At 55.1% G+C, this 22,881-nt stretch carries 21 protein-coding genes, 2 tRNA genes and 1 rRNA gene; 7 read left to right on the forward strand and 17 right to left on the reverse strand.

The features are described from left to right. Positions 1-42: 42 nt before the first annotated feature. From wzzE to trxA, 4 genes are all read right to left on the reverse strand, one after another. Positions 43-1,089, reverse strand: coding sequence for an ECA polysaccharide chain length modulation protein (gene wzzE, locus UR504_RS20160; RefSeq protein ID WP_111963515.1), 1,047 nt, complete (start codon positions 1,087-1,089; stop codon positions 43-45). Between the two features lie 13 nt (positions 1,090-1,102). Next, positions 1,103-2,206, reverse strand: coding sequence for a UDP-N-acetylglucosamine--undecaprenyl-phosphate N-acetylglucosaminephosphotransferase (wecA, locus tag UR504_RS20165; protein WP_111963514.1), 1,104 nt, complete (start codon positions 2,204-2,206; stop codon positions 1,103-1,105). Positions 2,207-2,448: 242 nt separating this feature from the next. Then, positions 2,449-3,708 carry a transcription termination factor Rho gene (rho, locus tag UR504_RS20170; RefSeq protein ID WP_008501566.1) on the reverse strand — a complete coding sequence of 420 codons (1,260 nt, stop codon included), beginning with the start codon at positions 3,706-3,708 and terminating at the stop codon, positions 2,449-2,451. A gap of 345 nt (positions 3,709-4,053) precedes the next feature. Further along, positions 4,054-4,383: a thioredoxin TrxA gene (gene trxA / locus UR504_RS20175; RefSeq protein WP_006179218.1), complete on the reverse strand. Its 330-nt coding sequence runs from the start codon at positions 4,381-4,383 to the stop codon at positions 4,054-4,056. A gap of 144 nt (positions 4,384-4,527) precedes the next feature. Between trxA and rhlB the strand changes: the two genes are divergently transcribed. Both rhlB and gppA read left to right on the forward strand, forming a co-directional pair. After that, complete coding sequence (gene rhlB, locus UR504_RS20180) at positions 4,528-5,796, forward strand: ATP-dependent RNA helicase RhlB (protein ID WP_111963512.1); 1,269 nt, start codon at positions 4,528-4,530, stop codon at positions 5,794-5,796. 6 nt (positions 5,797-5,802) lie between these two features. Next, positions 5,803-7,287, forward strand: a complete 1,485-nt coding sequence (gppA, locus tag UR504_RS20185; protein ID WP_320740070.1) for a guanosine-5'-triphosphate,3'-diphosphate diphosphatase — start codon at positions 5,803-5,805, stop codon at positions 7,285-7,287. A 50-nt stretch (positions 7,288-7,337) separates the two neighbouring features. On the opposite strand, the gene rep is transcribed toward gppA, so the two are convergent. Beyond that, positions 7,338-9,362 (reverse strand): DNA helicase Rep, encoded by a 2,025-nt coding sequence (gene rep, locus UR504_RS20190; RefSeq protein WP_115877002.1) that lies wholly within the window; start codon positions 9,360-9,362, stop codon positions 7,338-7,340. Between the two features lie 112 nt (positions 9,363-9,474). On the opposite strand from rep, the gene ppiC (UR504_RS20195) reads away from it, so the two are divergent. Further along, positions 9,475-9,756: a peptidylprolyl isomerase PpiC gene (gene ppiC, locus UR504_RS20195; protein ID WP_004886860.1), complete on the forward strand. Its 282-nt coding sequence runs from the start codon at positions 9,475-9,477 to the stop codon at positions 9,754-9,756. A 50-nt stretch (positions 9,757-9,806) separates the two neighbouring features. After that, complete coding sequence (gene ppiC, locus UR504_RS20200; protein ID WP_023309650.1) at positions 9,807-10,088, forward strand: peptidylprolyl isomerase PpiC; 282 nt, start codon at positions 9,807-9,809, stop codon at positions 10,086-10,088. A 93-nt stretch (positions 10,089-10,181) separates the two neighbouring features. Here ppiC (UR504_RS20200) and ilvC read toward each other — a convergent pair whose 3' ends face one another. Beyond that, positions 10,182-11,657 carry a ketol-acid reductoisomerase gene (gene ilvC / locus UR504_RS20205; protein ID WP_021242831.1) on the reverse strand — a complete coding sequence of 492 codons (1,476 nt, stop codon included), beginning with the start codon at positions 11,655-11,657 and terminating at the stop codon, positions 10,182-10,184. Positions 11,658-11,809: 152 nt separating this feature from the next. Here ilvC and ilvY point away from each other — a divergent pair, with 152 nt between their 5' ends. Further along, positions 11,810-12,700, forward strand: coding sequence for an HTH-type transcriptional activator IlvY (ilvY, locus tag UR504_RS20210; protein WP_111963506.1), 891 nt, complete (start codon positions 11,810-11,812; stop codon positions 12,698-12,700). Here ilvY and ilvA read toward each other — a convergent pair. The 7 genes from ilvA to ilvL form a co-directional block, all read right to left on the reverse strand. Then, the gene (gene ilvA, locus UR504_RS20215; RefSeq protein WP_039267211.1) at positions 12,697-14,241 is read right to left on the reverse strand and encodes a threonine ammonia-lyase, biosynthetic; all 1,545 of its coding nucleotides are present in this window, start codon (positions 14,239-14,241) and stop codon (positions 12,697-12,699) included. The genes ilvY and ilvA overlap by 4 nt on opposite strands. Positions 14,242-14,243: 2 nt before the next feature. Next, positions 14,244-16,094, reverse strand: coding sequence for a dihydroxy-acid dehydratase (gene ilvD / locus UR504_RS20220; protein WP_115877001.1), 1,851 nt, complete (start codon positions 16,092-16,094; stop codon positions 14,244-14,246). Positions 16,095-16,154: 60 nt separating this feature from the next. Continuing rightward, positions 16,155-17,084, reverse strand: a complete 930-nt coding sequence (gene ilvE, locus UR504_RS20225) for a branched-chain-amino-acid transaminase (protein WP_127732610.1) — start codon at positions 17,082-17,084, stop codon at positions 16,155-16,157. Between the two features lie 18 nt (positions 17,085-17,102). Then, positions 17,103-17,366: an acetolactate synthase 2 small subunit gene (gene ilvM, locus UR504_RS20230; RefSeq protein WP_024907956.1), complete on the reverse strand. Its 264-nt coding sequence runs from the start codon at positions 17,364-17,366 to the stop codon at positions 17,103-17,105. Then, complete coding sequence (gene ilvG, locus UR504_RS20235) at positions 17,363-19,009, reverse strand: acetolactate synthase 2 catalytic subunit (protein WP_302238228.1); 1,647 nt, start codon at positions 19,007-19,009, stop codon at positions 17,363-17,365. The genes ilvM and ilvG overlap by 4 nt, the downstream gene beginning before the upstream one ends. A gap of 2 nt (positions 19,010-19,011) precedes the next feature. Continuing rightward, entirely contained in the window at positions 19,012-19,062 is a 51-nt protein-coding gene (gene ilvX, locus UR504_RS20240; protein WP_166792073.1) for a peptide IlvX, read from the reverse strand. Between the two features lie 86 nt (positions 19,063-19,148). Then, the gene (gene ilvL / locus UR504_RS20245; RefSeq protein WP_001311244.1) at positions 19,149-19,247 is read right to left on the reverse strand and encodes an ilv operon leader peptide; all 99 of its coding nucleotides are present in this window, start codon (positions 19,245-19,247) and stop codon (positions 19,149-19,151) included. Positions 19,248-19,588: 341 nt separating this feature from the next. Here ilvL and UR504_RS20250 point away from each other — a divergent pair, with 341 nt between their 5' ends. Next, positions 19,589-21,109 (forward strand): YifB family Mg chelatase-like AAA ATPase, encoded by a 1,521-nt coding sequence (locus UR504_RS20250; RefSeq protein ID WP_115876998.1) that lies wholly within the window; start codon positions 19,589-19,591, stop codon positions 21,107-21,109. Between the two features lie 30 nt (positions 21,110-21,139). Here UR504_RS20250 and UR504_RS20255 read toward each other — a convergent pair whose 3' ends face one another. After that, a complete protein-coding gene (locus UR504_RS20255) occupies positions 21,140-21,478 on the reverse strand; it encodes a DUF413 domain-containing protein (RefSeq protein WP_008501577.1) in 339 nt (112 codons plus the stop codon). Between the two features lie 118 nt (positions 21,479-21,596). On the opposite strand from UR504_RS20255, the gene hdfR reads away from it, so the two are divergent. Continuing rightward, positions 21,597-22,418 (forward strand): HTH-type transcriptional regulator HdfR, encoded by an 822-nt coding sequence (gene hdfR / locus UR504_RS20260; RefSeq protein ID WP_133295337.1) that lies wholly within the window; start codon positions 21,597-21,599, stop codon positions 22,416-22,418. A 97-nt stretch (positions 22,419-22,515) separates the two neighbouring features. Here hdfR and UR504_RS20265 read toward each other — a convergent pair. The 3 genes from UR504_RS20265 to rrf all read right to left on the reverse strand — a co-directional run. Beyond that, a tRNA-Trp gene (locus UR504_RS20265) sits at positions 22,516-22,591 on the reverse strand. Positions 22,592-22,644: 53 nt separating this feature from the next. Further along, positions 22,645-22,721: transfer RNA gene (locus UR504_RS20270), tRNA-Asp, on the reverse strand. Between the two features lie 55 nt (positions 22,722-22,776). After that, a 5S ribosomal RNA gene (gene rrf / locus UR504_RS20275) occupies positions 22,777-22,881 on the reverse strand; the annotation flags it as partial.

Raw genomic sequence — 22,881 nt, forward strand, 5'->3', positions numbered from 1 at the left:
ATTAGGCGATGAAGGCCGCAGCCTTCATCGTAGACGGCGTTCTTAGTTTTTGCGACGACGCGTTAACGCCACGCCAGCGCCCGTCAGTGCGCCTACAATCCCCCACATAATCATCAGGAATGCACGACGCGGACTATCGCGTTTTACAGGTTCTTCAGGCGTTCGCAAATAACGATAGGTCTGAAAACGCGGGTCCAGAGAAGGACCTACATTAAGCGTGTTGAGCATCGCGCGATTTTGATCGTAATCGAGGTCAAAATCAGGACCGACGGCCTGGAGGTTTTCCAGGCGCGCCTGCAGCATGGGGCGGCCAAGGAGGAACATCTCTGAATCAGGCAGCTCATCAGCCGGCACGTCCGTCTCAGTGCGGGAAATATTGTGCTGTTCCGCAATTTTCAGCGCCTGCTCAATATTATGAACACGACGAGCGAAAATGGCTTTAGCCACCTCTTCCTGACGTTTCACCTGTGCTTTCATCTGGATTGTACGAGCCGCCCAGGCGCCTTTAAGCTCTTCGTTAAGATGGCTTGCGGCACGCTGGCTGGCAAACGCGACATACTGACGCAACAGGTTGTTAGCATCCGGCGCGGTTTCTGCAATCAGTTTGACGCTGTCGTTCACGTTACGCAGCGCATCGCCCGGCATAAACTGAATATTGTTAATCAGATCGTCCAGCAGAGCGGCATCGGCTTTAGTGTTATCAACCCGACGCTGCTTGTAATAATCCGTCTGAGACCAGAAGTCGCGGCGCGTATCCCACGAAGCCAGTTGCATCACAAACTCTTTATAAGCCTCATCCATAACGGAGACCTGATCTGGCGTGGCGAGGTTGGCTTTGATATCCAGGTTTCGCAGGAATTGCTGCTGGGAATAGTATCCCCCAAGCATGTTAACCGTTGGTTTGTCCGTGATTGCCGTGGAGCTCCATTCTTGTTTTGCAAAGAACGTATAGGCCAGCGCTAACAGTGCAAAACCCAGCGCGATCCCCGCAATCCAAAGTTTGCCTGCCCATAACACGCGAAACAAACCCCGAATATCCAGTTCATTCTCAGTTACCACTGATTTCGCTCCCGCCAACGGTTGAGTCATCATAGTCCCGGTTTTACTTAGTTAATGTTGTGTTTTTGCCACTGTTACGACGCATCCGGCGTTTAATACGTTTTATGAACCGCGCTACTTTCCATGCGCGCTTGATGCAGTAGCCGTACAGGAAAAATGCTAGCAAGAATAATGCCAACATAACCCACTCAGGAATGATATGAGAATATTCTGCAGCTACGCCAATTGCGGCCAAAATAGCAGCGGCCAGAGTAATCAGCACAAACGCCTGACGAGAAGTAAAACCCGCACGCATGATGAGATGATGAATGTGTTGGCGGTCTGGAGAGAAAGGACTCATCCCTTTGCGCAGGCGGCGATACATAATCGCCACCATATCCATCAATGGAATGGCAATAATCCAAAGCGCGGTTACCGGACTTATCGGGTGGGTTTGACCCTGCGTGGTTTCAAGCAGGATCCAGATAACCGTAAAACCAATCAGCGTACTGCCCGCGTCCCCCATAAAGACTTTATAGCGACGGCCCAGCACGCCGAGGTTTAAGAGGATATAAGGCAGAATGGCGGCAATCATGGCAAAACACCACATTGCCAGGCTGTACTGGCCATCAAACCATAAGATAATGCCAATAGCGGCGAAAGAAACGGATGACAGTCCACCGAGCAGGCCGTCAATGCCGTCCACCATGTTGAAAGCATTGATTGCCGCCCAGACGGCAAAGAGCGTCAGGAAGAAGCCAAATGGACCCAGAACTAACTCCCACGGGCCAAACACATAGCCGAGGCTACGCAGATACAGTCCGCCGACAACCATCATCACCACGCCAATGGCCGCCTGAACGGTGGCGCGTATTTTCACCGCGATATCGAAGCGGTCATCAAGAGCCCCGACTAACACCAGGACACCGGCGCAGGCAATATAGAGGGCGGCATGCGGGATATAATAGTCAGCAATACCAAACGTGAAGCAAATCCCTGCGTAAACAGAAATCCCGCCGACTAAAGGAATAAGTCCCTGATGGCGTTTACGAAAATTAGGCTTATCCACCAACCCTATTCGTTTTGCCACCTTGCGCGCAATGAACAAAAAACAGGTTGTGAATAAAAAAATACTGATCAGTTCAGTAACGGCGGTGAATAGATTCACAATGGATTGCTCTCAACAAATGTTAGTCCCGGAAGTATAACCATGAAGCCACAGCCTCAGAAGTAATAAAGATGGCTTCTTACAACTCCCTTTGTATATTTTTCAATCAATTATTTCTTTGGCTGCAGAAACGGCCCTATTGTCGCACCGACCGGTCAAAATTGGGAGTAGATGGTACTAGCGTATAGTCCATAAAAGAAAAACGCCACGTAAAAACGTGGCGTTTGCTGGCTTTATTTGCGTTACGAGCGTTTCATCATGTCAAAGAAATCGTCGTTGGTTTTGGTCATCGCCAGTTTGTTAATGAGGAACTCCATAGCGTCGATTTCACCCATTGGATGGATGATTTTACGCAGGATCCACATTTTCTGCAGCTCTTCCTGGGTGGTGAGCAGCTCTTCTTTACGAGTACCGGAACGGTTGTAGTCGATAGCCGGGAAGACGCGTTTTTCAGCGATTTTACGAGAAAGATGCAGTTCCATGTTGCCTGTACCTTTAAATTCTTCGTAAATCACTTCGTCCATTTTAGAACCGGTATCGATCAGCGCCGTCGCAATGATGGTCAGGCTGCCGCCCTCTTCCACGTTACGTGCTGCACCGAAGAAGCGTTTTGGGCGATGCAGGGCGTTAGCATCCACACCACCGGTCAGGACTTTACCGGACGCCGGCACCACGGTGTTGTAGGCACGCGCCAGACGAGTGATGGAGTCGAGCAGGATGATCACGTCTTTCTTGTGCTCAACCAGGCGTTTCGCCTTCTCGATAACCATTTCGGCTACCTGAACATGGCGAGATGCCGGTTCGTCGAAGGTAGAAGCAACCACTTCACCTTTAACCAGACGCTGCATCTCGGTCACTTCTTCCGGACGTTCGTCAATCAGCAGCACCATCAGCACGCAGTCTGGGTGGTTATAGGCGATGCTCTGAGCGATGTTCTGCAGCAGCATGGTTTTACCCGCTTTTGGCGGCGCCACAATCAGACCACGCTGGCCACGACCAATTGGTGATGCCAGATCCAGTACACGCGCGGTTAAGTCTTCAGTAGAACCGTTACCACGCTCCATGCGCAGGCGAGAGTTCGCGTGCAGCGGCGTTAAGTTCTCAAAGAGGATCTTATTACGCGAGTTTTCCGGTTTGTCGAAGTTAACTTCATTGACTTTCAACAGCGCAAAGTAGCGTTCACCCTCTTTAGGAGGACGAATCTTACCTGAAATGGTGTCACCAGTGCGGAGGTTGAAACGGCGGATTTGGCTGGGGGATACGTAGATGTCGTCAGGGCCGGCGAGGTAGGAGCTGTCTGCAGAGCGGAGGAAACCAAATCCGTCTTGCAATATCTCCAGCACACCGTCGCCAAAGATATCTTCGCCACTCTTAGCGTGCTGCTTCAGGATGGCGAAAATGATGTCCTGCTTGCGCATACGAGCCTGGTTTTCCAGCCCCATATTTTCGCCGAGAGTGATCAGCTCAGAAACCGGCGTATTCTTTAATTCGGTAAGATTCATAATGGTGTGGGTTCTTAAACTCGGGGTGATTCTCGAACTTAATGTTGTGAATGGTATGGCAGGGTCATCCATGCCTGTTTAGCGGCCATCAACTCATGTCTGTTCGCTGTCTGGTCACAGGGAAAGAACGCAGAACTGAAACGACAAGACGGATTGAGCGACAAGCCCGGAATTTAGCCACTTCACGCACTGTTCATGTCAACAACGGGAAGTATCGGGTAAAACAAGATTCAAACAACAAGATATGTTTAAAACGAAGTCATAGCTAACTTAGCACGACTTCAGCCGGGCGTCCAGAGTTCCACATCATTTAGCCGGGAGCTCTGAACGCACAGCGGAGAAACCTTACGCCAGGTTAGCGTCCAGGAACTCTTTCAGTTGACCTTTGGACAGCGCACCCACTTTGGTCGCTGCCACTTCGCCGTTTTTGAACAGCAGAAGGGTTGGGATTCCACGGATACCGTATTTTGGTGCGGTGCCCGGGTTCTGGTCGATGTTCAGCTTGGCAACGGTCAGTTTGCCCTGATATTCGTCGGCGATCTCATCCAGAATCGGGGCGATCATTTTGCAAGGACCACACCATTCAGCCCAGAAATCGACGAGGATCAGCCCGTCAGCCTTAAGTACGTCCGTGTCAAAACTGTCGTCAGTCAGGTGAATAATTTTATCGCTCATATATAACTCCACAGGAATAAGCCTGGTACGTTGGTTTTGTCTCCACCAACGACGTGTTGATGTCGCATTAACCAACTAAAGGTTGACTTTATTTCACCGGATACGCTTTCGTAAAGCAATAGTAAGCTGATATTCTACCACACTATGAGCAAAACACATTTAACAGAACAGAAGTTTTCCGACTTCGCGCTGCACCCGAAGGTGATTGAAGCCCTTGAAAATAAAGGGTTTCATAACTGCACGCCCATTCAGGCCCTCGCGCTGCCGCTGACGCTGGCCGGTCGCGATGTTGCCGGGCAGGCGCAAACCGGTACCGGCAAAACGATGGCGTTTTTAACGTCAACGTTTCATTATTTACTTTCTCACCCAGCGATTGCAGACCGCAAAGTTAACCAGCCGCGCGCGCTAATTATGGCCCCGACGCGAGAACTGGCGGTACAGATCCACGCAGACGCTGAACCCCTGGCGCAGGCTACGGGCCTGAAGATTGGCCTGGCCTACGGCGGCGACGGCTACGATAAACAGCTGAAAGTGCTCGAAAGCGGTGTGGATATCCTGATCGGTACCACCGGCCGTCTTATCGACTACGCTAAACAGAACCACATTAACCTCGGTGCCATCCAGGTTGTGGTGCTCGATGAAGCAGACCGCATGTACGATCTCGGCTTCATTAAAGACATTCGCTGGCTGTTCCGCCGTATGCCTCCGGCCAATCAGCGTCTGAATATGCTGTTCTCTGCAACCCTCTCATACCGCGTACGCGAACTGGCGTTCGAACAGATGAACAACGCCGAATATGTTGAAGTGGAACCTGAGCAGAAAACGGGTCACCGCATTAAAGAAGAGCTCTTCTATCCTTCCAATGAAGAGAAAATGCGTCTGCTGCAAACGCTGATTGAAGAAGAGTGGCCAGATCGCGCCATCATCTTTGCGAACACCAAACATCGTTGTGAAGACATCTGGGGCCATCTGGCTGCAGACGGTCACCGTGTTGGCCTGTTGACCGGCGACGTCGCACAGAAAAAACGCCTGCGTATTTTGGAAGAGTTCACCCGAGGCGATCTTGATATTCTGGTCGCAACCGACGTGGCGGCACGTGGTTTACACATTCCAGCCGTGACGCATGTCTTTAACTACGATCTGCCAGACGACTGCGAAGACTACGTACACCGTATCGGTCGTACCGGTCGCGCGGGCGCAAGCGGACACTCTATTAGCCTTGCATGTGAAGAGTATGCGCTGAATCTCCCAGCCATTGAGACTTATATCGGTCACTCTATCCCGCAGAGCAAATACAATCCGGAAGCGCTGTTAAGCGAACTGCCGCCGCCTAAGCGTCTAACCCGCCCACGCTCCGGCAATGGTCCGCGTCGTTCAGGCGGCGCACCGCGTAATCGTCGTCGTTCAGGTTAAGAAAATATGCTCAGCTCCACCTCGCTTTATGCGGCAATTGATCTCGGTTCGAATAGTTTTCATATGCTGGTTGTGCGCGAGGTGGCGGGAAGCATACAAACGCTGACGCGCATCAAGCGCAAGGTCCGCCTCGCGGCGGGCCTGAGCAGCGATAACCACCTCTCACCTGAAGCCATGGAACGTGGCTGGCAGTGTCTGCGACTCTTTGCCGAGCGTCTGCAGGATATCCCGCATGCCCAAATCACCGTCGTCGCCACTGCGACACTTCGCCTGGCGGTTAACGCCGTTGATTTTATTGCCAGAGCGCAGGAAATCCTCGGTTGCCCGGTTCAGGTTATCAGCGGTGAAGAAGAAGCTCGTCTGATTTATCAGGGAGTTGCACACACCACGGGGGGTGACGATCGCCGCCTGGTGGTGGATATCGGCGGTGCCAGTACCGAGCTTGTGACCGGCACCGGCGCGCAGGCAACGTCGCTGTTCAGCCTCTCGATGGGCTGCGTGACCTGGCTTGAGCGCTACTTTACCGATCGTAATCTGGGTAAAGAGAACTTCGACGAGGCGGAAAACGCCGCGCGCGAGGTATTACGCCCGGTCATGGATGAACTGCGCTATCACGGCTGGAAAGTCTGCGTGGGTGCGTCCGGGACCGTGCAGGCCCTGCAGGAAATCATGATGGCGCAGGGAATGGACGAGCGGATTACGCTTGCTAAGCTTCAGCAGTTGAAACAGCGCGCCATTCAGTGCGGACGCCTGGAAGAGCTGGAAATTGAAGGCCTGACGCTCGAACGCGCGCTGGTCTTCCCGAGCGGGCTGGCCATTCTTATCGCTATTTTCACCGAGCTGAACATCCAGTGTATGACCCTGGCCGGCGGTGCGCTGCGTGAAGGCCTGGTCTACGGGATGCTGCATCTGTCGGTCGATCAGGATATCCGTAGCCGTACCCTGCGCAACGTGCAGCGTCGTTTTCTGGTTGATATCGATCAGGCAGGACGCGTATCGCAGCTGGCGTCACGCTTCGCCGATCAGGTCGCTAACGTCTGGGATCTTGATCACCTGAGCCGGGATTTACTCCTGAGCGCGTGCGCGCTACATGAAGTAGGGCTGAGCATTGATTTTAAGCAGGCACCGGCTCACGCAGCGTATCTGGTCCGCAACCTTGATTTACCGGGCTACACGCCCGCGCAGAAAAAATTGCTGGCAACGCTGCTGCTGAACCAAACCAATGCAGTCGATCTCTCCTCTCTGCATCAGCAAAACGCCGTACCGCCGCGCGTGGCCGAGCATCTCTGCCGCCTGCTGCGTCTGGCGATCCTGTTTGCCAGCCGCCGCCGCGATGATTTGCTGCCAGCCATTAATCTTGTGGCCGATGACGAGAAGCTTTCGCTGACGCTGCCGGAAAACTGGATTGAACGTCACCCGTTAGGGGCCGAGATGATCGAGCAGGAGTGCCAGTGGCAGAGCTATGTGCACTGGGTGCTGAAAGTAAAGTAATACGCTGAACATTGCCGGGTGGCGGCTTCGCCTTGCCCGGCTACTCATCATTATCCTTTCTCTTTGGCTTTAGCCAGCATGGCGCGAATGTTCGCCACGTTAGCCTGCCCCTTGTGCATCCGCTCTTCCGCGGTAATCACTTTGCGCTCCTGCTCCCAGATCAGGTCATCCTGCGGCAGTTCCAGCAGGAAACGACTCGGCTCCGGGCGGACGAGTTCGCCATACTGGCGGCGCTCTTTACACAGCGTGAACGTCAGCTCTTTCTGCGCGCGGGTGATCCCCACGTAGGCCAGGCGGCGCTCCTCATCGACGTTATCTTCATCAATGCTGCTCTGGTGCGGCAACAATCCCTCTTCCATACCAACCAGATAGACATACGGAAACTCCAGCCCTTTTGACGCATGCAGCGTCATGAGCTGAACCTGATCGGCCTCTTCTTCGCTCTCACCGCGCTCCATCATGTCGCGCAGGGTAAAGCGGGTGACGACCTGCGTCAGGGTCATAGGCTCGTCGATTTCAGAGCCCTCCAGCATTTCGGTCATCCAGCTGAAAAGCTGGTTAACGTTCTTCATGCGCATCTCAGCCGCCTTCGGGCTGGCTGAGGTTTCATACAGCCAGGACTCATAGTCGATGCCGTGAATGAGATCGCGCACTGCAGCCACCGGCTCGCGCTCCGCGAGACGCTGTACTTCGCCGAGCCAGTGGGTGAAGCGGGTTAACGAGTCATAGCCACGCCCGGTTAACGTCTGGCTCAGCCCCATGTCAAAGCTGGCAGTAAACATACTTTTGTTGCGGGTCATCGCCCACTCGCCGAGCTTTTGCAGCGTCGCCGGGCCTATCTCGCGTTTTGGCGTATTCACAATACGCAGAAACGCGCTGTCGTCATCCGGGTTAGTGAGCACGCGCAGATAAGCCAGCAGGTCTTTGATTTCTGGTCGTGAGAAGAACGACGTGCCGCCCGAAATTTTGTACGGAATGCGGTTCTGCATCAGCATCTTTTCAAAGACGCGCGACTGGTGGTTACCGCGATAGAGGATCGCGTAATCCTTATATTCGGTTTTGTTGACGAAGTGGTGAGCGATGAGTTCTCCCGTGACTCGCTCCGCTTCATGATCCTCATTGTTGGCGCTGAGCACTTTCAGCTCCGTTCCGTAGCCCAGTTCGGAGAAGAGACGCTTCTCGAATACGTGCGGGTTATTGGCAATCAGGATGTTTGCTGCCTTCAGGATACGCCCGGAGGAGCGGTAGTTCTGCTCGAGCTTAATCACCTGCAGCGCCGGGAAATCTTTGCTCAGCAGCACCAGGTTTTGTGGACGCGCGCCGCGCCAGGAGTAAATTGACTGATCGTCGTCGCCTACCACGGTGAAACGCGCCCGATTCCCCACCAGCAGCTTCACCAGCTCGTACTGACTGGTGTTGGTGTCCTGATATTCATCCACCAGCAGGTAGCGGATTTTATTCTGCCAGCGCTCGCGCACCTCTTCATTGCGCTGCAGCAGCAGCGTGGGCAGCAGGATCAGGTCGTCAAAGTCCAGCACGTTGCACGCTTTCATATGCGCATCGTACAGACCGTAGCAGTGGGCGAAGATCCGATCCCGTTCGCCTTTGGCGATCGCCGCGGCCTGAGCCGGGGTCATCAGATCGTTTTTCCAGTTCGAGATCGTCGAGATCAGCTGCTGCAACAGCACTTTGTCATCTTCGATCAGCCCCTCGGTGAGCTCTTTGAGCAACGCCACCTGGTCAGTGTCATCGAAGAGGGAGAAGTTGGACTTCATTCCCAGCGCCGCATACTCGCGTTTGATGATATCCAGCCCCAGCGTGTGGAAGGTGGAGATCATCAGGCCACGCGCTTCTTTACGGCCAAGCGTCTGACCGACGCGCTCTTTCATCTCACGCGCCGCTTTATTGGTAAAGGTGACCGCCGCAATGTGTCGCGCCTGATACCCGCAGTTGCGGATCAGATGGGCGATCTTGTTGGTGATCACACGGGTTTTACCCGAACCGGCCCCTGCCAGCACCAGGCATGGTCCAGTAACGAATTCGACCGCTTGTTGTTGTCCAGGGTTTAAACGCATGGGAGTGTTGCTCAATCTTCGAACGGGGTGTGGATTGTAGCAGAAAGCCGGGCGCAGATTTACCGGCTAATGATAAAGTGGAGAAATCGCGTTTAACCCGTAGAGCAGAACCATGAAAAAGACCGCAGCAGCCCTGCATATTCTGGTAAAAGAAGAGAAACTGGCCCAGGAGATCCTGGCCAAGCTGGAGCGCGGCATCAGCTTTGATCATCTGGCGAAGCGCTACTCTAAATGCCCTTCCGGGCGCAATGGTGGGGATCTCGGCGAGTTTCAACAAGGTGCGATGGTCGGCCCGTTCGATCAGGCGGTCTTTAGCTGCCCGCTTCTGAAGCCCTACGGCCCGGTAAAAACTAAATTTGGCTACCATATCATTAAGGTGCTTTATCGCCGCTGACGCGTGGTATATTGCGCCCCGATTTATTTCAACCTATTCAAGGCACGATCATGGCAAAAACAGCAGCAGCAGTGCACATCCTCGTTAAAGAAGAGAAACTGGCTTTGGATCTTCTGGAGCAGATTAAAAACGGTGCCGACTTCGGGAAGCTGGCGAAGAAGCACTCCATCTGCCCGTCAGGCAAACGCGGCGGCGATCTGGGTGAGTTCCGCCAGGGTCAGATGGTTCCGGCGTTCGATAAAGTGGTCTTCTCCTGCCCGGTGCTGGAGCCAACCGGCCCGCTGCATACCCAGTTCGGGTATCACATTATCAAAGTGCTGTACCGGAAATAAACAGCAAGGCCTTCTCTTAGAGAAGGCCTTTAATGTTTGCACCCTCTCCCCGTGGGAGAGGGTCGGGGTGAGGGCATCAGCCCGCCCCTGTTGTTAACCCGCTACCGCGATACGCTTCATATCGGTCATGTAGCCACGCAGTTTGTGACCCACTTTCTCGATCTGGTGGCTGCGAATGGCTTCGTTCACATCGCGCAGCTGCGCGTTGTCCACGGCACCTTCTGCAATCGCTTTACCCAGATCGCCAGTCTGCAGAGTAGTCATAAACTCTTTCAGCAGCGGTACGCAGGCGTAAGAGAACAGGTAGTTACCATATTCCGCGGTATCAGAGATCACCACGTTCATTTCGTACAGACGCTTACGGGCGATGGTGTTCGCAATCAGCGGCAGCTCGTGCAGTGATTCGTAGTACGCAGACTCTTCGATGATGCCGGAATCCACCATGGTTTCGAACGCCAGCTCAACGCCTGCTTTCACCATCGCGATCATCAGCACGCCTTTATCGAAGTACTCCTGCTCGCCGATTTTACCTTCGTACTGTGGCGCGGTTTCGAACGCGGTTTTACCGGTCTCTTCACGCCAGGTCAGCAGTTTCTTATCGTCGTTCGCCCAGTCCGCCATCATGCCGGAAGAGAATTCGCCGGAGATAATGTCGTCCATGTGTTTCTGGAACAGCGGTGCCATGATGGTTTTCAGCTGTTCAGACAGCGCGTAAGCACGCAGTTTTGCCGGGTTGGACAGACGGTCCATCATCAGCGTAATACCGCCCTGCTTCAGCGCTTCGGTGATGGTTTCCCAGCCGAACTGAATCAGTTTTTCCGCATATGCCGGGTCGGTACCCTCTTCCACCAGCTTATCGAAGCACAGCAGAGAACCGGCCTGCAGCATGCCGCACAGAATGGTCTGCTCGCCCATCAGGTCAGATTTCACTTCGGCAACGAAGGACGATTCCAGCACGCCCGCACGGTGACCGCCGGTCGCCGCTGCCCATGCTTTGGCAATCGCCATGCCTTCGCCTTTCGGATCGTTTTCCGGGTGAACCGCGATCAGGGTCGGCACGCCGAAGCCACGCTTGTACTCTTCACGAACTTCGGTACCCGGGCACTTCGGTGCAACCATCACCACGGTGATGTCTTTACGGATCTGCTCGCCCACTTCAACGATGTTGAAGCCGTGGGAGTAACCCAGCGCCGCGCCGTCTTTCATCAGCGGCTGTACGGAACGCACAACGTCTGAGTGCTGCTTGTCCGGGGTCAGGTTAACTACCAGATCCGCCTGCGGGATCAGCTCTTCGTAGGTACCCACTTTGAAGCCGTTTTCGGTCGCTTTGCGCCAGGAAGCACGCTTCTCGGCAATCGCTTCTTTGCGCAGGGCGTAGGAGATATCCAGACCGGAGTCACGCATATTCAGGCCCTGGTTCAGACCCTGTGCGCCACAGCCGACGATGACCACTTTTTTACCCTGAAGGTAGCTCGCGCCATCGGCAAATTCGTCGCGCGCCATGAAGCGGCATTTGCCCAGCTGCGCCAGCTGCTGGCGCAAGTTCAGTGTATTAAAGTAGTTAGCCATGGGTGATACCTCGTGATGTTGTGTGTCTTATTGTTCGGTTCGCGTTTCAGCGAGAATGTACCCACATTACAACAGGAAATTTATTGCGGAAATTGATATATTCACAACGTCATGTTGCAATTTTTGCAATGTAAAAAGAGGGAGTGGAATCGGTGGATTTACGCGATCTGAAAATGTTCCTGCACCTGACGGAAAGCCGTCATTTTGGCCGCAGCGCCCGGGCGATGCACGTTAGCCCCTCCACGCTTTCACGCCAGATCCAGCGCCTTGAGGAAGACCTCGGCCAGCCCCTGTTCGTGCGCGACAACCGCACCGTCACCCTCACGGAAGCGGGCGAAGAGCTACGCATTTTTGCCCAGCAGACGCTGCTGCAGTACCAGCAGCTGCGGCACTCGATTGACCAGCAGGGGCCGTCACTTTCCGGCGAGCTGCATATTTTTTGCTCCGTGACCGCCGCCTACAGCCATCTGCCACCCATCCTTGACCGCTTCCGCGCGGCGCATCCGTCGGTTGAAATTAAGCTCACCACCGGCGATGCCTCCGACGCAATGGAAAAAGTGGTGACGGGCGAAGCGGATCTCGCCATTGCCGGGAAACCTGAAACCCTGCCGGGCGCGGTGGCATTCTCCATGCTGGAGAATCTGGCGGTGGTACTCATTGCCCCGGCCCTGCCCTGCCCGGTGCGTAACCAGGTGTCGGTGGAAAAACCGGACTGGTCCACGGTACCGTTTATCATGGCCGATCAAGGGCCGGTGCGCCGTCGTATTGAGCTGTGGTTCCGCCGCCAGAAAATCAGCAACCCGTCGATTTACGCCACGGTCAGCGGCCATGAGGCGATGGTGTCGATGGTGGCGCTCGGCTGCGGCGTGGCGCTGCTGCCGGAGGTGGTGCTGGAAAATAGCCCGGAACCGGTGCGCAATCGCGTGATGATTCTGGAGCGCAGCGATGAGAAAACGCCGTTTGAGCTTGGCGTGTGCGCACAAAAAAAGCGGCTGCATGAGCCGCTTATTGATGCGTTCTGGACGATATTGCCAAACCACTAACCTGCCAGGAAGAACCTGAACGCCGGGTTATGGGTTTCGTCGTGACACTCATAGCCCAGCTCGTTCAGCCGCGTTTCGAAATCCGGCTCGTGCTCGCCCAGTTCAAACGCCGCCAGCACGCGGCCGTAGTCGGTACCGTGGCTGCGGTAGTGGAAAAGGGAGATGTTCCAGTGCGTGCCCAGCGTGTGCAGGAACTTGAGCAGCGCGCCCGGCGATTCCGGGAACTCAAAGCTGAACAGGCGTTCCCTGAGCGGCTTCGATGGACGCCCGCCGACCATGTAGCGCACGTGCAGCTTCGCCATCTCATCGTCGGAGAGATCGACTACGCTATAGCCGCCTTCATGCAGCAGGTTGAGGATCTCTTTACGCTCCTCCACGCCACGGCTCAGACGCACGCCGACAAAAATGCAGGCGTCTTTGGCATCGGCAAAACGGTAGTTAAACTCCGTCACCGAACGGCCGCCCAGCAGCTGACAAAATTTCAGGAAGCTGCCCTTCTCTTCCGGAATGGTCACCGCCAGCAGCGCTTCACGCTGTTCCCCCAGCTCGCAGCGCTCGGACACGTAGCGCAGACCGTGGAAGTTCACGTTGGCACCAGAAAGCACGTGCGCCAGACGCTCGCCGCGAATGTTGTGCTGCGCGATGTATTTTTTCATGCCCGCCAGCGCCAGAGCGCCGGACGGTTCCGCCACCGCACGAACGTCTTCGAAGAGATCCTTCATCGCCGCGCAGATCGCATCACTATCCACCGTGACGATATCGTCGAGATATTCCCGGCACAGGCGGAAGGTTTCGTCGCCAATACGCTTCACCGCCACGCCCTCGGCAAACAGCCCGACGCGCGGCAGGTCTACCGGATGCCCGGCATCCAGCGCCGCTTTCAGGCAGGCAGAATCTTCCGCTTCCACGGCAATGACTTTGATCTGCGGCATCAGCTGTTTGATCAGCACCGCCACGCCTGCGGCTAAGCCACCGCCGCCCACCGGAACAAAGACGCGGTCGAGATGGGCATCCTGCTGCAGGAGCTCCAGCGCCAGCGTGCCCTGCCCGGCAATCACCATCGGGTGGTCGAACGGCGGCACCCAGGTGAAACCCTGCTGCTGCGCCAGCTCAATCGCTTTGGCTTTTGCTTCGTCAAAGTTAGCCCCGTGGAGTAATACTTCACCGCCGAAACCGCGCACCGCGTCGACCTTGATGTCTGCGGTAGCAACCGGCATCACGATCAGCGCTTTCAGCCCCAGACGAGCAGACGAGAACGCCACGCCCTGCGCGTGGTTGCCCGCCGACGCGGTAATCACGCCGCGCGCTTTTTGCTCATCGGTCAGTCCGGCCATCATCGCGTAGGCACCGCGCAGCTTGAAGCTGTGCACCGGCTGGCGGTCTTCGCGCTTCACCAGAATGACGTTGTCGAGGCGCGAAGAGAGCTTTTCCATTTTCTGCAGGGGCGTGACCTGCACGGCTTCATAGACCGGTGCGCGCAGCACCGCCCTGAGATATTCCGCCCCCTCAGGGGCGGCGGATAAGGGTTGTGACTCGGCCATCGTTAGCCCCCGAGTTTCGATTTATCGCGCACCGCGCCTTTATCTGCACTGGTGGCAAGGCTCGCGTAGGCGCGCAGGGCAAAGGAGACTTCGCGCTGGCGATCTTTGGGCGTCCAGGCTTTGTCGCCGCGCGCTTCCTGCGCTTCACGACGGGCTGCGATCTCCTGGTCACTCAGCTTGAGCTGAATGCCGCGATTCGGAATGTCGATTTCGATCAGATCGCCGTCTTCGATGATGGCAATGTTGCCGCCGCTTGCCGCTTCCGGGGAAACGTGGCCGATAGAGAGGCCGGAAGTACCGCCGGAGAAACGCCCGTCGGTGATCAGCGCGCAGGCTTTACCGAGGCCCATCGATTTCAGGAAGGTGGTTGGGTAGAGCATCTCCTGCATGCCCGGACCGCCTTTCGGCCCTTCGTAGCGAATAACAACCACGTCGCCTTCAACCACTTTACCGCCAAGGATGGCGTCTACCGCTTCATCCTGGCTTTCGTACACCTTCGCCGGACCGGTGAATTTCAGGATGCTGTCGTCCACGCCTGCGGTTTTCACGATGCAGCCGTTTTCCGCAAAGTTTCCGTACAGCACGGCCAGGCCGCCGTCTTTGCTGTAGGCGTGTTCCAGCGAGCGGATGCAGCCTTCGGCGCGGTCATCGTCCAGCGTGTCCCAGCGGCAATCCTGGGAGAAGGCCTGCGTGGTACGAATACCGGCAGGACCGGCGCGGAACATTTTTTTCACCGCGTCGTCTTTGGTCAGCATCACGTCGAACTGGTCCAGCGATTCCGGCAGCGTCAGCCCGAGCACGTTTTTCACGTCACGGTTTAGCAGACCGGCGCGATCCAGCTCGCCCAAAATACCGATTACACCACCGGCACGGTGCACGTCTTCCATGTGGTACTTCTGGGTACTTGGTGCGACCTTACACAGCTGCGGCACTTTGCGGGACAGCTTGTCGATATCGCTCATGGTGAAGTCGATTTCGGCTTCCTGTGCGGCAGCCAGCAGGTGCAGAACGGTATTGGTGGAACCGCCCATGGCGATATCCAGCGTCATGGCGTTTTCGAACGCGGCTTTACTGGCAATGCTGCGCGGCAGCGCGCTGGCGTCATCCTGCTCGTAGTAGCGCTTGGTCAGCTCAACGATGCGCTTACCGGCGTTGAGGAACAGCTGCTTACGGTCGGCGTGGGTCGCCAGCAGCGAGCCGTTGCCCGGCTGAGACAGGCCCAGCGCTTCGGTCAGGCAGTTCATGGAGTTCGCCGTGAACATACCGGAACAGGAGCCGCAGGTCGGACACGCGGAGCGTTCCACCTGATCGCTCTGCTCGTCAGAGACTTTCGGGTCCGCGCCCTGGATCATCGCATCGACCAGGTCGAGCTTGATGATTTTGTCGGAGAGCTTGGTTTTCCCCGCTTCCATTGGGCCACCGGAGACGAAGATCACCGGAATATTCAGGCGCAAGGAAGCCATCAGCATCCCCGGGGTGATTTTGTCGCAGTTGGAGATACAGACCATGGCATCGGCGCAGTGGGCGTTAACCATATACTCTACGGAGTCGGCGATCAGCTCGCGCGACGGCAGTGAATAGAGCATGCCCCCGTGACCCATCGCGATACCGTCATCGACCGCAATGGTGTTGAACTCTTTCGCCACGCCGCCGGAGGCTTCGATTTGCTCGGCTACCAGTTTACCCAGATCGCGCAGGTGCACGTGGCCCGGTACGAACTGGGTGAAGGAGTTCACCACGGCGATAATCGGCTTACCGAAATCGGCGTCGGTCATTCCAGTGGCGCGCCACAGCGCGCGGGCACCCGCCATGTTGCGGCCGTGGGTGGTGGTGGCTGAACGATACTTAGGCATGCTTTATTGACTCCCGTCTGACTATGTAATGGGACGGTGCGTGCCGTCCCAAATTTATGCTTAGTGATTAACCTGATCCAACCAGCCGTATTTATCTTCTGTTTCGCCGGTGAAGAGGCCAAAGAACGCTTTCTGAATGCGTTTGGTGACCGGGCCACAGCGGCCTTCGCCCACCTGAATACCGTCTACGCTGCGCACCGGGGTGATTTCAGCCGCGGTACCGGACATAAACACTTCATCGGCCAGGTACAGGGATTCGCGGGACAGCACCTGCTCGCGCACTTCGATACCCAGGTCTTTCGCCAGCTTGATGATGGCGTCACGGGTTATGCCCGGCAGCGCGGAGGAGGTGAATGGTGGCGTAAACAGAATGCCGTCTTTCACTTCAAACAGGTTTTCACCTGCGCCTTCGGAGATGTAGCCATTCACATCGAGCGCGATACCTTCCTGGTAGCCGTGACGGCGCGCTTCGCTGCCGACCAGCAATGAAGAGAGGTAGTTACCGCCCGCTTTCGCGGCGGTCGGGATGGTGTTTGGCGCAACGCGGTTCCAGGAAGAGACCATTGCGTCGATCCCCTGCTCCAGGGCTTCAGCACCCAGGTAAGCACCCCACGGGAACGCGGCAATGATCACATCAGTGGTATAGCCGGCCGGCGGGTTCACGCCCATACCGACGTCACCCACGAAGACCAGCGGACGAATATAGGCGCTGGTGAGGTTGTTCTTACGGATCACGTCGCGGCAGGCTTCCATCAGCTCATCAACGCTCTGAGATACCGGGAAACGATAAATTTTGGCTGAGTCATGCAGACGCTGCATGTGTTCGCGATGGCGGAACACCACTGGCCCTTTGTGAGAATCGTAGCAGCGGATGCCTTCAAACACGGAGGTACCGTAATGCAGCGCGTGGGACATCACGTGGACCTTCGCGTCCTCCCAGCGAACCATCTCACCGTTGAACCAAATGTAATCAGCTTTTTTTGTCGTCATTTTTTCGTCCTGTCACGCTTAAGCGCGGATTTGTTGTGATGTGGTTGTGCTCTGGCAGATGGCAACATGGGCAACGTCTACCAGCTTTGATAACTGACTAAACAGTAAGTCGACCGACCGCGGGCTGGCAACGGTTAATTCGATACTGATATTCCGGGCGTCAGTGGCTGTCTCCATATTCATAGAGCAAATCTGAAAACCACGATGACGCACCACACGCAAAACGCGTTCTAAAGTTTCCGGGTTGAAGCGAGCCTGTACGGCGACCTGATGCTGCATCATGATAATTTCTCCATCATTTGTGAGTTACTGGCACCAGGCGGTACCAGCGGCCAGACGTTCTCGAGTTCGTCGATTGAGACATGAAGCAGGTAAGGCCCATCGCTGTTCAGCATGGTGTCGAGCGCCGCTTCAACCTGATCTTTACGGGTGATGTGCTGGCCAGGGATGCCAAAGGCGCTGGCCAGGGTGAGGAAATCGGGGTTATCGGTGAGAGTCGTTTCGCTGTAGCGCTCCTGGAAGAACAGCTGTTGCCACTGGCGAACCATCCCTAAACGCTGGTTGTCGAGCAAGACGATTTTCAGCGGCAACTGCTTGCGTTTAACGGTGCCGAGCTCCTGGACGTTCATCATGAAGGAGCCGTCACCGGAGATACAGATAACGGTATCGTTCGGGCGGGCGACCTGCGCGCCAACGGCTGCTGGCAGACCGAAGCCCATCGTCCCTAACCCACTGGAGGTGATGAAATTTTCCGGGCTGGTGTAGGTCATATGCTGCGCGGACCACATCTGGTGCTGGCCGACGTCGGTGGTGACGACGCTATCAGCAGGTTTGCGATCCGACAACTGCTTCAACAGCAGCGGCGCGTAGATGGCCTCGCCGGGGTGATCGTAACGCCATGCGTGCTCGGCGCGCATATCGGCGGTGTGCTGACGCCATGCGTTGATATCCAGCGGCTTCTGCAATGCCGGTAACAGCGCGTTGAGATCGCCCTGCAGCGCAACGTGCGCCTGACGCAGCTTGTTCATCTCCGCCGGGTCGATATCCATATGGATGACTTTAGCGTTCGGCGCAAAGGTATTCAGCTTGCCGGTGACGCGGTCGTCAAAACGGGCACCTACGGCGATGAGCAGATCGCACTCCTGCACCGCCAGGTTTGCCGCTTTGGTGCCGTGCATCCCCAGCATGCCCAGATAGTACGGGTAGTCTGCATCTACCGCACCCAACCCTTTCAGCGTGCAGGTGGCAGGTATTTGCGTTACCGCGATAAATTCACGCAGGGCGGGAACGGCCTGCGCCATCCCGACGCCACCGCCGACGTACAGCATCGGCTGTTTCGCCTGCGCCATCATCTGACGGGCCTCTTCAACTTCCGCATGCGGAAACGCGTCGTCGCTTTCAACGGTGGAGAAGTGGGGTTCCAGATCGCCAGGTTCCACCTGGATATCTTTCGGGATATCGACCAGAACCGGACCAGGACGGCCTGAGCTGGCCACTTCGAAAGCTTCTGCCATTACGCGCGGCAGCTCTTCCAGAGACTGAACGAGGAAACTGTGTTTGGTGCAGGCCAGCGATAAACCCAGTACATCGACTTCCTGAAAAGCGTCGGTACCGATGAACGGAGACGCCACCTGCCCGGTGATGGCGACAACGGGAACGGAATCCAGCAGCGCGTCAGCCAGGCCGGTGATGAGGTTAGTTGCGCCCGGGCCTGACGTCGCCATACACACGCCGGTTTTGCCGGTCGCGCGGGCGTAGCCAATGGCCGCCATCACTGCGCCCTGCTCGTGTCGGCACAAGAGATGTTCCACGCCGCCGTCATACAGTGCATCGTAAATCGGCATAATTGCGCCACCTGGATAACCGAATACTGTCTCGACTCCCTGCGCGCGCAACGCATGTACTACCCACTGTGCCCCATTCATAGTTAGTTCCCCGTCATAAATCGGGAGAAACAGAATTTTGTGCTAGTCGTCATTCTCTGCTCCTCATTTACGTTTTTTAGTCATAAAAAAACCCCCGGACCTTTCGGTGCGGGGGTCTTAGTTCGTTAAGGCTTGATTTCTAAGCCTTTCCTCGTCCAAGTGCAGCCCCGCACGGTGGGATAATAATCACCACCACGCTAATCACGACCAGGCTAATCACTCGTAGAAGGGCTGTCATTTTCAGTTCTTTTTGCATCTTGTTCGAAGGAATACCTAAAGAGTTATCACAGTTTTTAAATCAAACACAAGATTTATTTATGACGGATTTGATTAGGCAGCGAATCATATTTCTTAAAATCTTTGTTTTATATAAAGAAATTAGAAAATGAATATTTTTCATTTTTTTACTGCAGTTCTTAACGTCAAAACGGGGCTTTTTACATTCTGCGAGGAAGCTTCCACGGTTATGCAATTGTTTCAGCGTGCGCTTAAAATCTCTGAACAGGCGGCGTAAATCAGCAAAATGACGCTAAAAAGACAAAAAAGGCGCTGGCATAGTCACACCAGGAGGTAGTGCAAATGTCACTGTCAGTTGTTTATACGCGTGCGGCTCTCGGGGTAAAGGCACCGCTTGTTTCCGTTGAGGTTCATTTGAGTAATGGGCTACCCGGACTCACGCTTGTCGGTTTACCTGAAACGACGGTTAAAGAGGCCAGGGATCGCGTTCGCAGCGCAATAATAAATAGCGGTTATACCTTCCCTGCGAAGAAGATCACCATCAACCTTGCTCCCGCCGATCTGCCTAAAGAGGGGGGACGATACGATTTACCTATCGCAATTGCCCTTCTCGCGGCTTCTGAGCAGCTTAATACGACAAGGCTAGGCTCGTATGAGTTCGTGGGTGAACTCGCGCTCACAGGCGCGTTAAGAGGCGTTCCCGGTGCGATATCAGGAGCGCTGGAGGCCATACGTGCCGGGCGGCAAATCATTGTCGCAAATGAAAACGCATCAGAAGTGAGTCTTATCGCCGAGAAAGGATGCCTCATCGCGGGACATTTACAGGAAGTTTGTGCCTGGCTGGAAGGACGACATGAACTGTCCGAGCCGGAGGAGTGTGACGATGTTATAACCGACGTCCCGGAGGATCTCAGCGAGATTATGGGGCAGGAGCAAGGGAAACGGGCGCTGGAGATTACGGCCGCAGGTGGGCACAATCTTCTGTTGATTGGTCCACCAGGTACGGGGAAAACGATGCTGGCGAGCAGGTTGAGTGGATTGCTTCCACCGCTCAATAATCATGAAGCGCTGGAAAGCGCAGCCATATATAGCCTCATCAGTTCTGCATCGTTGCAAAAACAGTGGCGCCGTCGCCCTTTTCGTTCCCCGCATCATAGCGCTTCACTGACGGCAATGGTCGGCGGCGGGTCTATCCCCGGGCCGGGAGAGATCTCACTGGCCCATAATGGAATTCTATTTCTCGATGAGCTGCCCGAGTTTGAGCGCCGCGTGCTGGATGCACTGAGAGAACCTATTGAATCTGGCGAAATACATATCTCGCGCACGCGGGCCAAAATAAGCTATCCCGCGCAGTTTCAGCTGGTCGCGGCGATGAATCCCAGCCCGACGGGCCACTACCAGGGAAACCATAACCGCTGTACGCCGGAGCAGACGTTGCGCTATCTGGGTAAGTTATCCGGCCCGTTCCTCGACCGTTTCGATTTATCCCTCGAAATCCCCCTTCCTCCGCCGGGTCTGCTCAGGCAGACGGGTATCACGGGTGAAAGCTCAGCGGATGTACGCGAGCGGGTGATTGCGGCCCAGACGCGACAGTATGCTCGTCAGAACAGGCTAAATGCGCGGCTGGATAATGCCGGGATCCGGCAGTTTTGTTCCCTTAACAGTGAGGATGCGGGATGGCTGGAGGAAACGTTGACCCGCTTTGGGCTGTCTATACGTGCGTGGCAGCGTTTGCTAAAAGTGGCCAGAACCATTGCTGACGTGGAGGGGTGCACTGACATTGAGAGAAAGCATTTGCAGGAGGCGCTGAGCTACCGCGCTATCGATCGTTTGCTGCTGCATCTGCAGAAGTTGCTGGCATAAAAAAAGGGGCCGTAGCCCCTTCTCTTCATTTTAATCATCAGACTCGGTGTAGTCTTCTGCACCTTCCATCTGCGGCTTGCCGCCAGACAGCGTATGGAAGCGCTTTGGACGCTTAATGCGTGCCATATACTTGATCCACACACGTTCCGCTTCAGACTGAGGCTCACGCTCACCACGGCAAACGGAAACAAACTGTTTTTCGTCTTCGGTCGCAGGTTCACGCTTACCCAGATCCAGCTCGTTAAAGGCATAACCATGGCGCTCAAGCAGTTGAGCTTCTTTGATGGTGAAATCGCCGTGACGAGAGAACCCGCGCGGATAATGTTTATTGTCGAAAAAACGATTAGTCGTCGTAAAGCTTTCCGCCATCCTACACGCTCCTAATTCTTTGGCCGAGCTATTTATGGCGCGGAGTATTAGTTACGCTTGACAGAGTGTAAAACAAAACATTTAAATCATAACGACAAATAATTTTGCGGAGAAAGATGTGGATACGGAATTGCTTAAAACTTTCCTTGAAGTGAGCAGAACACGCCACTTTGGGCGAGCAGCTGAAGCCCTTTACCTGACGCAGTCAGCAGTCAGTTTTCGTATTCGACAGCTGGAAAATCAACTGGGTGTGAATCTTTTTACTCGCCATCGCAACAATATTCGCTTAACGCCTGCCGGTGAGAAACTGCTGCCGTACGCAGAAACGCTCATGAATACCTGGCAGGCAGCACGTAAAGAGGTGGCGCATACTTCGAGGCATAATGAGTTCTCGATTGGGGCCAGCGCTTCTCTGTGGGAATGTATGCTAAGTCAGTGGCTTACCCGGCTGTATCATTCACACGGCCACCTGCAATTTGAAGCGAGAATTGCGCAACGGCAGTCGCTGGTTAAGCAGCTTCATGAGCGTCAGCTTGATCTTCTGATCACAACTGAAGCCCCCAAGATGGACGAATTTAGCAGCCAGATTGTAGGCCAGTTTGGTCTGGCGCTTTATGCCTCTGAACCTTCGATGATGAAGGCAGATCTGACCTATTTGCGCCTGGAATGGGGGCCAGATTTTCAGCAGCATGAGACTGGATTGATTGCACCTGATGATGTTCCACAGTTAACGACCAGCTCTGCGGAGATCGCCTGTCAGCAACTGCCCTTGCTGAGAGGATGTACCTGGTTACCTGTTCGCTGGGCAGACGCTAAAGCGGGGCTGCATACGGTGATGGATTCCACCACGCTTACCAGACCGCTGTATGCAATTTGGCTGCAAAATAGTGATAAGCAAGCACAGATAAAAGATCTGTTAAAAATCAATGTAATGGATTGATACATCAGCCAGCAGAAATGCTGGCTGAATATTAAGAAGAGGCCTTTTGCTGGATTTCAGGCAAAAAAAATCCTTTGCCGAAGCAAAGGATTATATATGGCAGGGGCGGAGAGACTCGAACTCGCGACACCCGGTTTTGGAGACCGGTGCTCTACCAACTGAGCTACGCCCCTAAAGTTTTTTGCCATTAAGCCTGCCAAAAAGGCAGGCTTAATGTCTTAATAAGTGGCGGAACGGACGGGACTCGAACCCGCGACCCCCTGCGTGACAGGCAGGTATTCTAACCGACTGAACTACCGCTCCACCGAAGACTGCTGTAACCACCGGATTTATGCACCGGCTTACTACTTAATTTGATGCCTGGCAGTTCCCTACTCTCACATGGGGAGACCCCACACTACCATCGGCGCTACGGCGTTTCACTTCTGAGTTCGGCATGGGGTCAGGTGGGACCACCGCGCTA

Source organism: Enterobacter sp. 241F3 (assembly GCF_034106785.1).
Classification (GTDB): Bacteria; Pseudomonadota; Gammaproteobacteria; order Enterobacterales; family Enterobacteriaceae; genus Enterobacter; species Enterobacter vonholyi.

What these genes read in the sequence shown, in the direction of transcription:
- rho (WP_008501566.1), bottom strand. Translation starts at nt 3,708, where the DNA reads ATGAATCTTACCGAATTAAAGAATACGCCGGTTTCTGAGCTGATCACT.
- ppiC (WP_004886860.1), top strand. Translation starts at nt 9,475, where the DNA reads ATGAAAAAGACCGCAGCAGCCCTGCATATTCTGGTAAAAGAAGAGAAA.
- UR504_RS20250 (WP_115876998.1), top strand. Translation starts at nt 19,589, where the DNA reads ATGTCACTGTCAGTTGTTTATACGCGTGCGGCTCTCGGGGTAAAGGCA.
- trxA (WP_006179218.1), bottom strand. Translation starts at nt 4,383, where the DNA reads ATGAGCGATAAAATTATTCACCTGACTGACGACAGTTTTGACACGGAC.
- gppA (WP_320740070.1), top strand. Translation starts at nt 5,803, where the DNA reads ATGCTCAGCTCCACCTCGCTTTATGCGGCAATTGATCTCGGTTCGAAT.
- ilvM (WP_024907956.1), bottom strand. Translation starts at nt 17,366, where the DNA reads ATGATGCAGCATCAGGTCGCCGTACAGGCTCGCTTCAACCCGGAAACT.
- wzzE (WP_111963515.1), bottom strand. Translation starts at nt 1,089, where the DNA reads ATGACTCAACCGTTGGCGGGAGCGAAATCAGTGGTAACTGAGAATGAA.
- ilvE (WP_127732610.1), bottom strand. Translation starts at nt 17,084, where the DNA reads ATGACGACAAAAAAAGCTGATTACATTTGGTTCAACGGTGAGATGGTT.
- rhlB (WP_111963512.1), top strand. Translation starts at nt 4,528, where the DNA reads ATGAGCAAAACACATTTAACAGAACAGAAGTTTTCCGACTTCGCGCTG.
- rep (WP_115877002.1), bottom strand. Translation starts at nt 9,362, where the DNA reads ATGCGTTTAAACCCTGGACAACAACAAGCGGTCGAATTCGTTACTGGA.
- ilvL (WP_001311244.1), bottom strand. Translation starts at nt 19,247, where the DNA reads ATGACAGCCCTTCTACGAGTGATTAGCCTGGTCGTGATTAGCGTGGTG.
- ilvC (WP_021242831.1), bottom strand. Translation starts at nt 11,657, where the DNA reads ATGGCTAACTACTTTAATACACTGAACTTGCGCCAGCAGCTGGCGCAG.
- ilvG (WP_302238228.1), bottom strand. Translation starts at nt 19,009, where the DNA reads ATGAATGGGGCACAGTGGGTAGTACATGCGTTGCGCGCGCAGGGAGTC.
- ilvD (WP_115877001.1), bottom strand. Translation starts at nt 16,094, where the DNA reads ATGCCTAAGTATCGTTCAGCCACCACCACCCACGGCCGCAACATGGCG.
- UR504_RS20255 (WP_008501577.1), bottom strand. Translation starts at nt 21,478, where the DNA reads ATGGCGGAAAGCTTTACGACGACTAATCGTTTTTTCGACAATAAACAT.
- ilvA (WP_039267211.1), bottom strand. Translation starts at nt 14,241, where the DNA reads ATGGCCGAGTCACAACCCTTATCCGCCGCCCCTGAGGGGGCGGAATAT.
- ppiC (WP_023309650.1), top strand. Translation starts at nt 9,807, where the DNA reads ATGGCAAAAACAGCAGCAGCAGTGCACATCCTCGTTAAAGAAGAGAAA.